This window comes from Variovorax sp. 22077 (genome assembly GCF_052044195.1).
GTDB lineage: Bacteria > Pseudomonadota > Gammaproteobacteria > Burkholderiales > Burkholderiaceae_C > Variovorax > Variovorax atrisoli.
Window position 1 is genome coordinate 108,990 of sequence record NZ_JBQEQC010000020.1, and the last position, 14,659, is coordinate 123,648.

The window sequence follows — 14,659 nt, forward strand, 5'->3', positions numbered from 1 at the left end:
CAATCGAGGTCGGTGCCGCGAGTGGTCGATGCGCAGCGTCTTCGCCGGCTCGCGTGCCGCCTTTGTCGTCGGGACGACAGTCGTGCAGCAGGGGCCGGCGGCCCCCTGGAATGGGTGCACTGCAGCATAGGCATTTGCCCCAGTATCCAAGCCCGAGGCACCCACGAACAATCGGTCGGCGCTCGATGGTGGCGCATTGAGATGGACCGCATGACGCACATTCTTTCCACGCAAACGGGCGACCTCGCGAGATGAGCGACGTCATTCTCGAAACACGCCAGCTCACCAAGGAATTCAAGGGGTTCACAGCGGTCAGCAAGGTCGACCTGTCGGTGGTGCGCGGCTCGATCCACGCGCTCATCGGCCCGAATGGCGCGGGCAAGACGACCTGCTTCAACCTGCTGACGAAGTTCCTCGAGCCCACCACCGGCACGATCCTCTTCAACGGCCAGGACATCACGCGCGAGCGCCCCGCGCAGATCGCGCGCCGCGGCATCATCCGCTCGTTCCAGATATCGGCCGTGTTCCCGCACCTCACGCTGCTGGAGAACGTGCGCCTCGGACTGCAGCGCCGCCTGGGCACCTCGTACCACTTCTGGAAGAGCGAGAAGTCGCTCAAGCCGCTTGATGCCAGGGCCCGCGAGCTGCTGGCAGAAGTCGGCCTGGAGGAGCTCGCCGACGAACAGACGGTGAACCTGCCCTACGGCCGCAAGCGCGCGCTCGAGATCGCGACCACGCTGGCCATGGAGCCCGAGCTGATGCTGCTCGACGAGCCCACGCAGGGCATGGGCCATGAAGACGTGCACCGCGTGGCCGATCTCATCAAGCGCGTGTCGGCCGGCCGCACCATCCTCATGGTGGAGCACAACATGAGCGTGGTCTCGACCATCGCCGACACCATCACCGTGCTGCAGCGCGGCGCGGTGCTTGCCGAGGGGCCGTACGCCGTGGTCTCGAAGAACCCGCAGGTGATGGAGGCCTACATGGGCACCACCGAAGGCCAGCTGCAAGGGGCTCATTGACATGAGCCCCCACGTTCATCACTTCGTGTATTCACTGCCCCCCAAGGGGGCGCTGGCCTCCCTTGGGGCGGCCCGGCGGGAGGCCCGATGACTGCCGCACTCGAAATCAAAGGCCTGCAAGCCTGGTACGGCGAATCGCACGTGCTGCACGGCGTCGACATGGTCGTGCAGCCGGGCGAGGTCGTCACGCTGCTGGGCCGCAATGGCGCGGGCCGCACCACTACGCTGCGCGCGATCATGGGCCTGACGGGCGCACGCAAGGGCAGCATCGAGATCAACGGCCGCGAGACCATCAGCCTGCCCACGCACCGCATCGCGCACCTCGGCGTGGGCTACTGCCCGGAGGAGCGCGGCATCTTCGCGAGCCTCTCGTGCGAGGAGAACCTGATGCTGCCGCCCGAGCTGAAGGGCGCGGGCAAGGGCATGTCGGTCGAAGAGATCTATGCCATGTTCCCCAACCTGGCCGAGCGCCGCCACAGCCAGGGCACGCGCCTGTCGGGCGGCGAGCAGCAGATGCTGGCCGTGGCGCGCATCCTGCGCACCGGCGCCAGGCTGCTGCTGCTCGACGAGATTTCAGAAGGCCTCGCACCGGTCATCGTGCAGGCGCTGGCCCGCATGATCACCACGCTGCGCGCCAAGGGCTACACCATCGTGATGGTGGAGCAGAACTTCCGCTTCGCAGCGCCGCTGGCCGACCGCTTCTACGTGATGGAGCACGGCCGCATCGTCGAGAAGTTCGGCGCGGCCGAACTCGAAGCCAAGATGCCCGTTCTCACAGAGCTGCTGGGCGTCTGAGATACAGAACACGACACCGCCGAACCCGTCCACAAGACCTTTCTTCCGTCCCACAAAGATTCCTCCAGGAGACAAACGCCATGATCAAGAAACTCGGCCTCATCGCAACCGCCGTCGGCATCCTCGCCATGAGCGCGGGCGCCGCGCAGGCGCAGGAAAAAGTGAAGATCGGCTTCGTCACCGACCTGTCGAGCCTGTACGCCGACCTCGAAGGCAAGGGCGGCGCCACCGCCATCCAGATGGCCATCGACGACTTCGGCGGCAAGGCGCTGGGCCAGCCCATCGAGCTGCTGACCGCCGACCACCAGAACAAGGCCGACATCGCCGCTTCCAAGGCGCGTGAATGGATCGACACCGCGGGCGTGACCATGGTCTTCGGCGGCACCAACTCGGGCGTGGCGCTGGCCACCGCGAAGGTGGCCGAGGAGAAGAAGCGCGTGTACTTCAACAACGGCGCGGGCAGCTCGGTGCTCACCAACGAGCAGTGCAGCCCCTACACCGTGCACTACGCCTACGACACCGTGGCGCTGGCCAAGGGCACCGGCGCGGCGGTGGTCGACCGCGGCGGCAAGAGCTGGTTCTTCCTGACCGCCGACTACGCCTTCGGCCACGCGCTCGAAGCCGACACCACCAAGGTGGTGAAGGAGAAGGGCGGCACGGTGGTGGGCGCGGTGCGCCATCCGCTGAACGCTTCGGACTTCTCCTCGTTCCTGCTGCAGGCGCAGAACTCCAAGGCGCAGATCCTCGGCCTGGCCAATGCGGGCGGCGACACCATCAACTCGATCAAGGCCGCCAAGGAGTTCGGCATCAACAAGACGATGAAGACTGCGGGCCTGCTGGTCTTCCTGAGCGACATCCACAGCCTGGGCCTGAAGAACACCGAAGGCCTGCTGCACACCACCAGCTGGTACTGGGACCTGAACGAGGAGTCGCGCAAGTTCGCCAACCGCTTCTTCGAGAAGACCAAGCGCATGCCCACCGACGTGCAGGCCGCCGACTACTCCGCCACCATGACCTACCTCAAGGCCGTGGCCGCCGCCAAGACCACCGACTCCGACAAGGTGATGGCGCAGCTCAAGAGCATGAAGATCGACGACTTCTACGGCAAGGGCCAGATCCGCGCCGACGGCAGCTTCATCCACGACATGTACCTGGTCGAGGTGAAGTCGCCCGCCGAGTCGAAGAAGCCCTGGGACTACCTGAAGGTGCTGAAGACGCTGCCGGGCGACCAGGTCTTCACGACCAAGGCCGAGACGAAGTGCGCACTCTGGAAGTGATGCTCGCCCCAGGCTGCGCGCACTTCGTGTCGCTCGCGCCTTCCCCCTGCCGGGGGCGGGCTGGCCGCTTCGGGCGGCCGTGCGCGGCGGCCCCCACGACTTTCCGTTTCCTCACTGGAGTCTGATGATCATGAAAAAGACAGTTGTGTTCTCGGCCATCTCGCTTGCCATCGCGTTGGCTACAGGCGCCGCACAGGCCCAGGACAAGGTCAAGATCGGCTTCATCACCGACATGTCGAGCCTCTACGCGGACGTGGAGGGCAAGAACGGCGCGCTGGCGATCCAGATGGCCATCGACGACTTCGGCGGCAAGGTCAACGGCATGCCCATCGAGCTGCTGCAGGCCGACCACCAGAACAAGGCCGACATCGCCGCCTCCAAGGCGCGCGAGTGGATCGACACGCAGGGCCTGACGATGCTGTTCGGCGGCACCAGCTCGGGCACCGGCCTGGCCATGGCCAAGGTGGCGCAGGAGAAGAAGCGCGTGTTCATCGTGAACGGCGCGGGCAGTTCGGCGCTTACCAATGAGCAGTGCAGCCCCTACACCGTGCACTACGCCTACGACACCGTGGCGCTGGCCAAGGGCACGGGCAGTGCCGTCATCGCGCGCGGCGACAAGAGCTGGTACTTCCTGACGGCCGACTATGCCTTCGGCCAGGCGCTGGAAGCCGACGCGACCAAGGTCGTGAAGGAGAAGGGCGGCACGGTGCTCGGCAGCGTGAAGCATCCGCTCAACACGTCGGACTTCTCCTCGTTCCTGCTGCAGGCGCAGAACTCCAAGGCGCAGGTGCTGGCGCTCGCGAACGCGGGCGGCGACACGCAGAACGCGATCAAGGCGGCGCGCGAGTTCGGCATCACCAAGAGCATGAAGATGGTCGGCCTGCTGGTGTTCGTGACCGACGTGCACAGCCTGGGCCTGAAGAACACCGAGGGCCTGCTGCTCACCACCAGCTGGGACTGGAACCTCGATGACAAGACGCGCGCCTTCGGCAAGCGCTTCTTCGAGAAGACCAAGCGCATGCCCACCGACATCCAGGCCGCCGACTACTCGGCCACCATGACCTACCTGAAGGCGGTGCAGGCGGCCAAGACCACCGACGCCGACACGGTGATGGCGCAGATCAAGAAGACCCCGATCGACGACTTCTACGCCAAGGGCTTCGTGCGCGAGGACGGCCGTTTCGTGCACGACATGTACCTGGTGCAGGTGAAGTCGCCGGCCGAGTCGAAGCAGCCCTGGGACTACTACAAGGTGGTCCAGAAGCTGAAGGGCGAGGAAGTCTTCACCACCAAGGCCGAGAGCAAGTGCGCCTTGTGGAAGTAACCCCCAGGCTGCGCGCACCGCGTGTCGCTTCGCCAACCCCCATTTCCAACGGGGGGCGGACCGGCCGCTTCGGGCGGCCGTGCGCGGCGGCCCCCGCGATAAAGAAGAAACGGTCAGTGGTGTCCTGAACTTTCTATGAACATTTCCCTTCCCGCCCTGTTGAGCCAGCTCCTCCTCGGGCTGGTCAACGGCTCCTTCTACGCCATCCTGAGCCTCGGGCTGGCGGTGATCTTCGGCCTGCTCAACGTCATCAACTTCGCGCATGGCGCGCTGTTCATGCTCGGCGCCGTCCTGACGTGGATGGCCATGGAGTATTTCGGCGTCAACTACTGGGTGATGCTGATCGCGGCGCCCATCGTCATCGGCATCTTCGGCGTGCTCATCGAGCGGCTGCTGCTGCGCTGGATCTACAAGCTCGACCATCTCTACGGCCTGCTGCTAACGCTCGGCCTCACGCTGCTGATCGAGGGCGTGTTCCGCTCGGTCTATGGCGTCTCGGGCCTGCCCTACGACGCACCCGACGCGCTGTCGAGCGCCACCGACCTCGGCTTCATGGTGCTGCCCAACTACCGCGCTTGGGTGGTGGTGGCATCGCTGGTGGTGTGCTTCGCCACCTGGTACGTGATCGAGAAGACGCGCATCGGCGCCTACCTGCGCGCCGGTACCGAGAACCCGCGCCTGGTGGAGGCCTTCGGCGTCAACGTGCCGCTGATGATCACGCTGACCTACGCCTTCGGCTGTGCGCTCGCCGCGTTCGCCGGCGTGCTGGCCGCACCGGTCATCCAGGTGTCGCCGCTGATGGGGCAGAACCTCATCATCGTGGTGTTCGCCGTGGTCGTGATCGGCGGCATGGGCTCGATCATGGGCGCGATCCTCACTGGCCTCGGGCTCGGCGTGATCGAAGGGCTCACCAAGGTTTTCTATCCGGAGGCGTCCTCGACGGTTGTGTTCGTGATCATGGTCATCGTGCTGCTCATCCGCCCCGCCGGCCTGTTCGGCAAAGAGAAGTGAAAAGGCGAGCGGCATGAACACGAAAAAGATCTCCACCGTCGTCTACGCGCTGCTGCTGCTCGCACTGGTGCTGGCCCCGTTCTTCGGCGCCTATCCGGTGTTCGTGATGAAGCTGATGTGCTTCGCGCTCTTCGCAGCCGCGTTCAACCTGCTGCTGGGCTTCACCGGGCTGCTGTCCTTCGGGCATGCGGCCTTCCTCGGCGGCTCCGCCTACGTGGCAGGGCATGCCATCAAGGTCTGGGGCCTCACGCCCGAACTGGGCCTGGTCGCGGGCACGCTCACCGGCGCCTTCCTCGGCTGGATCTTCGGCGTGCTGGCCATCCGCCGCCAGGGCATCTACTTCGCGATGATCACGCTGGCGCTCGCACAGATGATGTTCTTCGTCGCGCTGCAGGCCAAGTTCACCGGCGGCGAGGACGGCCTGCAGGGCGTGCCGCGCGGCAAGCTCTTCGGCGTGATCGACCTGTCGAACGACCTCACGATGTACTACGTGGCGCTGGTCATCGTCGTGACGGCTTTCCTGCTGATCGTGCGCACCATCCATTCGCCCTTCGGGCAGGTGCTCAAGGGCATCAAGGAGAACGAGCCGCGCGCGCTCTCGCTGGGCTACGACGTGAGCCGCTTCAAGCTGCTGGCCTTCGTGATCTCGGCGGCGCTGTCGGGCCTGGCCGGCTCGCTCAAGACGCTGGTGCTGGGCTTCGCCACGCTGTCGGACGTGCACTGGACGGCATCCGGCCAGGTCATCCTGATGACGCTGGTGGGCGGCCTCGGCACGATCTCGGGCCCTCTGGTGGGCTCGGCGGTGGTGGTGCTGCTGGAGAACAAGATCGGCGAACTCGGCAGCTTCCTCGCGCGCGTCACCTCGGTGGAGTGGTTCAACACGCTGGGCGAGTCGGTGACGATGGTCACGGGCCTGATCTTCGTGATCTGCGTGCTGGCCTTCCGCAAGGGGATCATGGGCGAGATCATCGCGTTCATCGACCGGCGGCGGACGAAGTAGGAAGCAGGAAGCGGACGACGAACAAAAAAGGGAGCCTGTCCGGCTCCCTTTTCGTTTGCGGCACTGCGGCGATTCGGCGCCTCAGCAGTTGCCCTTCTTGGCCTGCCCGGGCGGGCAGAAATACTCGCCGCGGTCGCGATCATGGCCGTGCCGGTGTTCGCGCTCGTAGCGGTCATGGCGGCGGTCTTCTTCCCACTCGCGTTCGCGTCGCGCTTCACGGTACGCCTCGCGACGGCGCCAGTCGCCTTCGGTCCAGCGCCAGCCGCCGCGGTCCTCGATCCAGCGGCCGGGGGCATACACATAGCCCACGCGCTCGGGCTGCCAGCCGCCCGGACGCCATGCGTAGGCGCGGCCATCCCACATCCAGCGGCCCGGCACCCAGACGAAGCCGCCGCGAGGCGGGGGCAGCGGCTCGTAGCGCGGCGGGGGCGGGGCGGTCATCACCAGTCCGGGGACGTTGATGTTGACCGAGACTTGTGCGTTGGCGGCCAGGGGGCTCGCGAAGATGGACAGCGCGCCGGCCGCGGCCAGCAGTGCGATTCGGGTTTTCATGGGGGCTCCTCTGCGTCGGGTGATTATTTATGGGAAATTTTCCCAACGCATGTAGGAGGCGTTCGGTTGTCAGCCGCCGCGGATGGCGACAACAGTTACAGCTTCAGCGGCGCGGCGTAGCCGGTCATCTCGAGGTAGCCACGCCCGACCCGCCGGCCCTGCGCATCGAGCAGGTCGCTCACGCCCTCCCAGTAGACGCCGCCCGTGGAGCCGCGGCTGTCGAGTTCCTGGTCGTCGAGCAGGGCGCGCACCTCGAAGCTGCCGGCGGGCGTCTGTACGCGCCATCGTGTCGGGTACTTCGCCTGCGTGCGGGGGCTGACCCATGTACCGAGGCTCTCGAAGCGGACCTCGTCGTGCCTGAAAATCCGCGCCGCGCCATCGCGGGGCCGGAAAGAGCCGCCGCCCCACAGCGCGCTGCCGTCGCTGCGCCGCAGGTGGAAGGCAGTGAGGGCGCTGCCGTCGTCGAGGTTCATGCCGATCCAGTCCCAGCCCACCGCCTCGGGGTGCATCAGCGCCTCGCTCCATTCGTGGTCCAGCCACGCGGTGCCGGCAACGTCGAAGGGCTGGCCCTTGAGCGTCAGCCTGCCTCGGGCCTTGAGCTGCGGCTCGCTGTAGTAGTAGCTGGCCTGCGATTCTTCCGGGCCCTTGCGCGAGAGCCCGGCATTGCCTTGCAGCAGAACCGGCTGCGTGGGCGTGAAGCGCAGCTCGAGCGCGAACTCGCCCGCCGGAATGCGTGCGACGTAGATGCCGTTCTCGCGTACGAGCGACCAGTCGCGGATGCGCACATCGGTGTCGTTCGCCGAGGCCTCCGCCACGCCGAAGCCCGCGCGCGCGATGCGCTGGTCATGCAGCAATGTGCGGCCTTCGAGATCGGTGACGGCCGCATGCGCGAACACCAGGTGCTTCGCTGCGAAGGCCGAGCGCATGCCCTGCGTGGCCTCGACGCGCGAGCGGAAGAAGGTGACTTGATAGCCGAACTCGCGTCCGGCGGACGTCTTCGCATGGCCGGTGATGTACCACCACTCGGTGTGCAGGTCGGGGTGGCTGCCGAAGTCGCGCGGGAACTCCAGGCGGCGCTCGGGCAGCGCCCACGCGGCCAGCGGGCCCGACGCGAGCGCGGCGAGCAGCAGGCTTCGACGCGAAAGGGAAAAGGAGAAGGGTGCTTGCTGCATGGGTTCCAGTCCAGGAGTCGGGCCTCGTGCGAATACCGGCGTCGGCCTACCAGTCTTCCTTGACCGCCAGCACCACGTCCTTGCCGGCGGCGGCGCGACCCGCCATCCAGGCAGTCACGGTGCCTGCCGCCACCACCGCAGCGCACAGCGCCAGCAGGCGCTCCCACGGCACCAGCAGGTCCATGCTCCAGTGGAAGCTCTGCGGGTTCACCACTTTCACGAGCACCACCGACACGGCCAGCCCCAGGCCCAGCCCGGCGACTGCGCCGATGGCCGTCCACGCCGCACCTTCGCCGGCGACCACCGCCAGCACCTGCCGGCGGGTGAAGCCGAGGTGGGCGAGCAGGCCGAACTCCTTGCGCCGCGCCAGCACCTGCGCGCTGAAGCTCGCCGCGATGCCGAACAGGCCGATGGCGATGGCCACTGCCTGCAACCAGTAGGTGACGGCGAAGCTGCGGTCGAAGATGCGCAGCGAGGTCGCGCGGATCTGCCCCACGGAGGCGATCTCCACCGAGCCTTCGGAGGATTTGCCCTGTGCGCCCTGGCCCTCTTGCCGCGCGGCCAGCTCGCGCACCGCCGCCTGCACGGCGCCTTCCGATGCGCCCGGCGCAAGCCACAGCGCCACGTCGCTCACGTTGTGTTCGCCGGTGAGGCGCTCGAAGTCGCGCGCGTCCATGGCGATGGCGCCGAACTGCCGCGCGTAGTCCCGCCACACGCCGGCCACGAAGAACGAGGCCCCGGCCTTGCCCATGGCGGCCGACAGCGGCGCGAACACCGTGCCCGGCTTCGCGCCGTAGAGCTCCACCATCGGCTCGCTCACGTAGATGCCGACCTGCCCCTCGGGCACCGTCAGCGCGCTGCCCACCAGCGGCAGCGATTGCGCCGCCCCGCCTTCGAGGCTGCGCGCGATGAGTGCGACCGCCGGCCGCGCCGCATCGAGCTGCAGCGGCTGCGTACGCAGCGTGCCGGTGCGCGCCACGCCGGGCAGCTGGGCGAGCGACTGCACGAAGGCCGGCGCGAAAGTGGCGGTGTCGGTGCTGCTGCCGCCGCCGCTGTTGCCGCCGCGGCCGCCCGAGGTGGCGCGCACGTACAGGTCGGCGGGCAGCACCACGCCGAGCCATTGCGTCACCGAATCGCGGAAGCTCGCGACCATCACCGTCAGTGCCACGGCGAGGCTCAGGCTGGCGACCACGCCACTGACAGCCACCGCCGCCGTGCCGCGCATGCGCCGGGCGCGCTCCACCGCCAGCATCGGCAGCACGCGCTGCGAGAACAGCGGCGCCACGCGGTCGTAAAGCAGCGCGATCAGCCAGGGCAGGGCGGTGATGCCGCCCACCAGAAGGCAGGCGACCGAGAGGTAGGCCGCCACCGGAATGCCGCCGATGGCCGGCAGGTTCGCCAGCACCGCGCCCAGCGCGATCAGGCTCAGCGCCAGCCAGTGGCCATTGCCCTGCGTGGGCGCGGCGCCCAGGCCCTTGAGCGTCTGTGCCTCCGGCAGCGACTGAGCCGCGCGAGCAGGCCACCAGCCTCCGACCAGCGCGGCCACCACGCCGAGACCGCCGTAGAGCAGGGCTGCGCCCGCGCTCCAGTGCAGCGTGGGCGCCACGCCCTCGAAGTAGCCGCCGCCCAGGTCGCCGCCCAGCACGCGCAGCGCGAAGGCTGCCAGCGCCGTGCCCAGCGCGAGGCCGGCCGCGCTGCCGATGAGGCCCAGCACCAGCGATTCGGCCAGCACCAGCCGCAGCCGCTCGCGCGGCGTGAGACCGAGCACGCCGAGCAGCGCGAACTGCTGCGCCCGCTTGGCCACGCTGAGCGCCAGCACCGAGAACACCAGGAAGGCGCCCGTGAAGAGCGCCACCAGCGCCAGCACCGTCAGGTTCACGCGGTAGGCACGCGACAGGTTGCTCACGCGCTGCGCCGCGTCGCCGGGCTCGGCGAACTGCACGCCCGCCGGCCAGTCTGGCGACTTCTGCAGCGAGGCGATGAAGGCCGCCCGGTCGGTGCCGGGTGCGAGCCGCAGGTCGATGCGGCTCAGCTGGCCGATGCGGCCGAAGAGTTCCTGCGCCGCCGCGATGTCCAACACCGCGAGCGCCTTGCCGCCGGCCGCCACATGGCCTGCCACCGCGAGGCTGTGCCAGGCGTCGCCGCCGCGCAGCTGCACCGTCTCGGACTTGCCCGCGCCGGGTGCCGACTGCGCGGGCATTCCCAGCGCATCGCGCGCCGCGAGGTTGAGGAACATCTGGCCGGGGGCGAAGAGCGCGAATCGGTCGGCGCCCGCCGCAGCCTGCGGCATCAGCGCGGGTGCGATGGTCGGCAGCGTCAGCGCGTCGATGCCGATCACGCGGATCGGCACCCGGCTGTCGCCTGCCAGTGCCAGGCCCTGCACCTCGACCACCGGACTCGCCAGCGCCACCTGCGGATGCCGGGCGAGCCGTGCGAACACGGCCTCGTCGAAGCCGCCCTGCACGGCGCGCACCTCGAGGTCGGGCTCGCCGTTGACCGAGCGCACCGCGCTCGAGAACTCGTCGAGCGCCGAGGCGTTGATCAGCTGTACCGAGAAGGCCAGCGCAACGCCGAGCATCACGGCCAGCACGGCCGCCGCGTTGCGCCAGGGATGGTGGCGGAGTTCCTGCCAGGAGAAGGTGCCGAGCAATGCGCGCATCGGGCCATTGTCGTCGCGGGGCGCGGGAGGCGCGCCCGGCGTGGCAGGATGGCGGCTCTTTCGACGACGCCCGAGGAATCCGACGATGCGGCTCCTGCCTCATGCCTTGCTGTACCGCTCCCGGCTCGCGGCATGGCTTTTCCTCTCCCTGCTGGCCGGCCATGCCGCTGCACAGCTTCAGCCGCCGCACCAGCAGCAACAGCAGCAACAGCCCCTGACGCTGGCGAGCGACCCCGCCGTGCTCGCCAGGGCGGCGCTGGGCACCGATCGCGGCACCCTGGTGGTGGGCACGCTGCACAACGGGCAGGCAGCCTACGGCGCCGCCTACAACCCCGAGCCGGCGACCGCGCCGCGCGCCATCGCATCGGGCAGCGCGGAGCAGCCGATGTTCGAGATCGGCTCCGTCACCAAGGTGTTCACCGGCCTGCTGCTCGCGCAGGCTGTGCAGCGCGGCGACCTGAAGCTGGACGACACGGTCGGCAGGCTGCTCGCCGGCAAGGTCGACGACCTTTCGCCCGCGGTGGCCTCGGTCACGCTGCGCCAGCTCGTCACGCACACCGGCTGCATGCCGGTGATGGCCGATGGCGTGACCGGCGGGGCGCCGCTCGTCGAGCAGTTCCACGCCTTCGACAAGCCCATGTTCTGGGCCGCGCTTGCGCGCATCAGGCTCACGGCCGCGGCGCCGCCCTGCGAGGGCGCATACAGCAACTTCGGCATGGCGCTGCTCGGGCAGTTGCTCGCCGAGCATTACGGCACATCGTGGGGCGAACTGGTGCGCGCGCGCATCACCGAGCCGCTGGGCATGAACGACACCGTCGTCGGGCTGGGCGACAAGGCCTCGCGCATGGCCCCGGCCTTCGCGGGCGATCGCCGCCAGCCGCTGTTCGACATGCAGGCCTACGCGCCGGCCAGTGCACTGCGTTCCACGGCTGCCGACATGATGACCTTCAGCCGCGCCATCCTCGCGGGCGCCAGCGGCCCGCTGGGCCCGGCCGCGGCGCGCATGCTCATGCCGCTGGCGCGCTACGAGGGCGCCGAGATCGGCTATGCGGTGATGGTGCGCGGACCCGAAGGCGGCCGTCGCACCTACTACCACGCAGGCGTCACCCAGGGCTACCGCACGCTGTGGCTGCTCGCCCCCGACACCGGCGAGGCGCTGATCGTGCTCAGCAGCAATGCGCGCGCGCCGATCCAGACGGTGATGCTGGCCATCGGCAAGAGCCGCTATCCGGTGCCGACCGCGGAAGTGCCCATCGACGCGAAGCGGCTCGATGAATACAGGGGCGAGTACCGCGTGACACGCACCCAGTCGCTGAACTTCACCGTGCGCGGCGGCAGGCTGCTGGTGCGCGAAACGGGGCGCGGCTACAACGCGCTCACCCCAACGGGCACGGACCGCTTTGCCGTGACCGCCATCGGCGCGCAGGTCATGTTCAGGCGCGATGCGGCGAACGCGGTGATCGGGGTGTCGCTCGCGCAGGGCGGCAGCCAGCTCGACGCGCGCCGGGTGAGCGACGCCGCCGCGCAGCCGGAGTAGCGGCCGGGGCCTCGTCAGCCGGCCAGTGCGAGGAGCTGCCCGGCCATCTCTTCGATTTCCGCGCGCATGACGAGCTTGTCGAGCCAATCCCGCGGTATGCCTTCGACGCCATAGAAGGCGCCTGCGAGCTGGCCGCAGATGGCGGCCGTGGTGTCGGCGTCGTCGCCCAGGTTGGCGGCCGCGAGCACGGCTTCCTCGAAGGAACCGGTGTTCGCGAAGCACCAGAGCGCCGCCTCGAGCGATTCCACGCAGTAGCCCGATCCCTTGATCTGCCCGGCGGTCTTCGAGGCGTGGTCGTTTCTTGCCAGCGCCGCCACCTTCTCGCTCAGCGGCGCCAGCGGCGTGGTCGAGAGGATCGCGGCTTTGTCCTCGCCACGCAGGGCCGAACGCAGCTGCAATGCGAAGAGCCGCGAGCATTCGATGGCCTCCAGCGCGCCGTGGGTGGTACGTGTGCTCTCGCCGGCCTGCTTCCAGGTGGCTTCGGCGTTCGCCGCGTAGAACATCGGCACCGGCGCGAGCCGCATCAGCGCACCGTTGCCGGCGGTGCGCGGATCGGGATCACCGGCGAAGGGATCGCCCGAGGTCAGGTAGCGGGTGAGGGCATTCGACACCGTCAGGCCGATGTCGAAGCAGCTGCCCGTGCTGCTCATGTAGCCTACGTTGCGCCAGTTGCAGTAGCGGTTCATCTGGTCGACCGCGTCGAAGCCCTTGCAGTGGACCAGGCTTGCTGCCAGGCACAGTGCCATCGACGTGTCGTCGGTCCACTCGCCCGCGATCAGCCCGAAGGGGCCGCCGCCGTGCATGCCGGTCACGGGCGCGAAGCTGCCCCTGGGTCGGAACTCGACCGTGGTGCCCACTGCATCGCCGCAGGCCAGCCCGAGCAGGCAGCCACGGTAGCGCTCGATGGCGTTCACCGCTGCTGCCTCAGCACCTCGCGCGCGGCCATGAGCGCGAAGCCCAGCAGGTTCAGCCCCTTCCATTCGCGCGGGTCCTGCGCCAGGGGATCGTTGGCGGCAAGCCCGATGCCCCAGATCGGATCGACCGGGCTGGCCTCCACCAGCACCTGGTGCCCAGTGCCGAGCAGGAAGGCGCCGAGCTCCGCGTTCTGCGAGAACTTGACGATGTTGCCCTGCGTCACGATGTCCAGCCGGGCTGCCACCCAGGCGGCCTCGTCGAAGCCGCGGATCTCGCGGCCCAGCTTCTTGGCCTCTGCCGGCGTGCGTGCCGCGAGGATGCGCTCGTAGACCTCGTCGTCGCCGAACAGGCGTGCCTTGCCGGCCATCATGAAATGCTCGGCCGTGCGGTAGGAGACGCCGTCGACCTTGAAGGCGGCCTCGAACCACTGGCTGAAGCAGCTCTTGTTCACGCCCGTCTTCGGCGCCTGATGGCCCCAGAAGAGCAGGTACTCGGGGCGATGGCCCTGCGCGAAGTAGGCGGGCAGGTCGCGGGTGCTGCGGGGTGTGACAGCTGAGGTCATTTCGTTCTTCCTTTTCTTTTCTGGATTGCGATTTGATTGAGTTGCTCTGTACAACTAATCAAGAGTTGTATAGTACAACTAATAAGCCCGCAGTCAAGTTCTCAAGTGAACACTCCATCTTCCGGATTTCCGCCACTGACCTTCCCACGCCCGCTGGTCACCGTCGACGTGGTCATGTTCACCGTGCTCGACGACGCCCTTCAGGTGCTGCTGGTGAAGCGGCCCGCCGATACGGACGAGCCCTTTCCGGGCAGATGGGCCTTGCCCGGCGGCTTCGTGAACATCGACGAGGACGCCACGCTGCTCGACTGTGCGCTGCGCAAGCTGCGCGAGAAGACCGGGGTGGCCGCGCCCTACCTGGAGCAGCTCGGCAGCTGGGGCGGGGCGAAGCGCGATCCGCGGGGCTGGTCGGCCACGCATTGCTTCTATGCGCTGATCCCCGCGCAGGCGATGCAGTTGCGCGGCGGGGCGAATGCGGCCGAGGTGGCGTGGTTCGAGGTCGATGCGGCTTCGCGCAAGCGGCTGGCCTTCGACCATGGCGAGCTGCTCGATGCGGCCGTCGCACGGCTTCGCAGCAAGGTCGAATACACCTCGCTGCCGGCCTTCCTGCTGGAGGAGCCGTTCACGCTGCCGGCGCTGCAGCACACCTACGAGGTCGTGCTGGGCCGGGCAGTCGACAAGAGCGCCTTCCGCAAGCGCATGCTCGACGGTGGGTTCATGGAGGAGGCCGGCATGGTCACCGGCAGCCTGGGCCGGCCGGCCATGAGCTACCGGCTGCGCGACCGTTCGCAGGCCGCGCTGTTCCCGCGCACCTTCAACGCGACGAAATAGTT

The 14,659-nt window shown here is 68.3% G+C and carries 13 protein-coding genes; 8 read left to right on the forward strand and 5 right to left on the reverse strand.

Annotated features, from left to right (window positions below; all coding sequences use genetic code 11):
• Positions 1–251: 251 nt before the first annotated feature.
• The 6 genes from ACTJLF_RS25390 (at position 252) to ACTJLF_RS25415 (ending at position 6,429) form a co-directional block, all read left to right on the forward strand.
• A complete protein-coding gene (locus ACTJLF_RS25390) occupies positions 252–1,022 on the forward strand; it encodes an ABC transporter ATP-binding protein (protein ID WP_019653370.1) in 771 nt (256 codons plus the stop codon).
• Between the two features lie 87 nt (positions 1,023–1,109).
• Positions 1,110–1,817, forward strand: coding sequence for an ABC transporter ATP-binding protein (locus ACTJLF_RS25395; RefSeq protein ID WP_440884123.1), 708 nt, complete (start codon positions 1,110–1,112; stop codon positions 1,815–1,817).
• An 80-nt stretch (positions 1,818–1,897) separates the two neighbouring features.
• Positions 1,898–3,094: an ABC transporter substrate-binding protein gene (locus ACTJLF_RS25400; RefSeq protein WP_019653368.1), complete on the forward strand. Its 1,197-nt coding sequence runs from the start codon at positions 1,898–1,900 to the stop codon at positions 3,092–3,094.
• Between the two features lie 130 nt (positions 3,095–3,224).
• Positions 3,225–4,418, forward strand: coding sequence for an ABC transporter substrate-binding protein (locus ACTJLF_RS25405; protein WP_026346258.1), 1,194 nt, complete (start codon positions 3,225–3,227; stop codon positions 4,416–4,418).
• A gap of 135 nt (positions 4,419–4,553) precedes the next feature.
• The gene (locus ACTJLF_RS25410) at positions 4,554–5,429 is read left to right on the forward strand and encodes a branched-chain amino acid ABC transporter permease (RefSeq protein ID WP_019653366.1); all 876 of its coding nucleotides are present in this window, start codon (positions 4,554–4,556) and stop codon (positions 5,427–5,429) included.
• Positions 5,430–5,442: 13 nt separating this feature from the next.
• Complete coding sequence (locus tag ACTJLF_RS25415; RefSeq protein WP_440884124.1) at positions 5,443–6,429, forward strand: branched-chain amino acid ABC transporter permease; 987 nt, start codon at positions 5,443–5,445, stop codon at positions 6,427–6,429.
• Positions 6,430–6,510: 81 nt separating this feature from the next.
• Here ACTJLF_RS25415 and ACTJLF_RS25420 read toward each other — a convergent pair whose 3' ends face one another.
• The 3 genes from ACTJLF_RS25420 to ACTJLF_RS25430 all read right to left on the reverse strand — a co-directional run bounded on the left by ACTJLF_RS25420 (position 6,511) and on the right by ACTJLF_RS25430 (position 10,812).
• Positions 6,511–6,981 (reverse strand): YXWGXW repeat-containing protein, encoded by a 471-nt coding sequence (locus ACTJLF_RS25420; RefSeq protein ID WP_019653364.1) that lies wholly within the window; start codon positions 6,979–6,981, stop codon positions 6,511–6,513.
• Between the two features lie 95 nt (positions 6,982–7,076).
• On the reverse strand, positions 7,077–8,153 hold the full coding sequence (locus ACTJLF_RS25425; RefSeq protein WP_440884125.1) for a lipocalin-like domain-containing protein: 1,077 nt from the start codon (positions 8,151–8,153) through the stop codon (positions 7,077–7,079).
• 46 nt (positions 8,154–8,199) lie between these two features.
• On the reverse strand, positions 8,200–10,812 hold the full coding sequence (locus ACTJLF_RS25430; RefSeq protein ID WP_440884126.1) for an FtsX-like permease family protein: 2,613 nt from the start codon (positions 10,810–10,812) through the stop codon (positions 8,200–8,202).
• Between the two features lie 85 nt (positions 10,813–10,897).
• Here ACTJLF_RS25430 and ACTJLF_RS25435 point away from each other — a divergent pair, with 85 nt between their 5' ends.
• Positions 10,898–12,349 carry a serine hydrolase domain-containing protein gene (locus ACTJLF_RS25435; RefSeq protein WP_440884127.1) on the forward strand — a complete coding sequence of 484 codons (1,452 nt, stop codon included), beginning with the start codon at positions 10,898–10,900 and terminating at the stop codon, positions 12,347–12,349.
• 14 nt (positions 12,350–12,363) lie between these two features.
• Here ACTJLF_RS25435 and ACTJLF_RS25440 read toward each other — a convergent pair whose 3' ends face one another.
• A complete protein-coding gene (locus ACTJLF_RS25440; RefSeq protein ID WP_440884128.1) occupies positions 12,364–13,263 on the reverse strand; it encodes an ADP-ribosylglycohydrolase family protein in 900 nt (299 codons plus the stop codon).
• Complete coding sequence (locus ACTJLF_RS25445; RefSeq protein WP_440884129.1) at positions 13,260–13,826, reverse strand: NADAR family protein; 567 nt, start codon at positions 13,824–13,826, stop codon at positions 13,260–13,262. The genes ACTJLF_RS25440 and ACTJLF_RS25445 overlap by 4 nt, the downstream gene beginning before the upstream one ends.
• A gap of 174 nt (positions 13,827–14,000) precedes the next feature.
• Between ACTJLF_RS25445 and ACTJLF_RS25450 the strand changes: the two genes are divergently transcribed.
• The gene (locus ACTJLF_RS25450) at positions 14,001–14,657 is read left to right on the forward strand and encodes an NUDIX hydrolase (protein ID WP_240650042.1); all 657 of its coding nucleotides are present in this window, start codon (positions 14,001–14,003) and stop codon (positions 14,655–14,657) included.
• Positions 14,658–14,659: the final 2 nt, after the last annotated feature.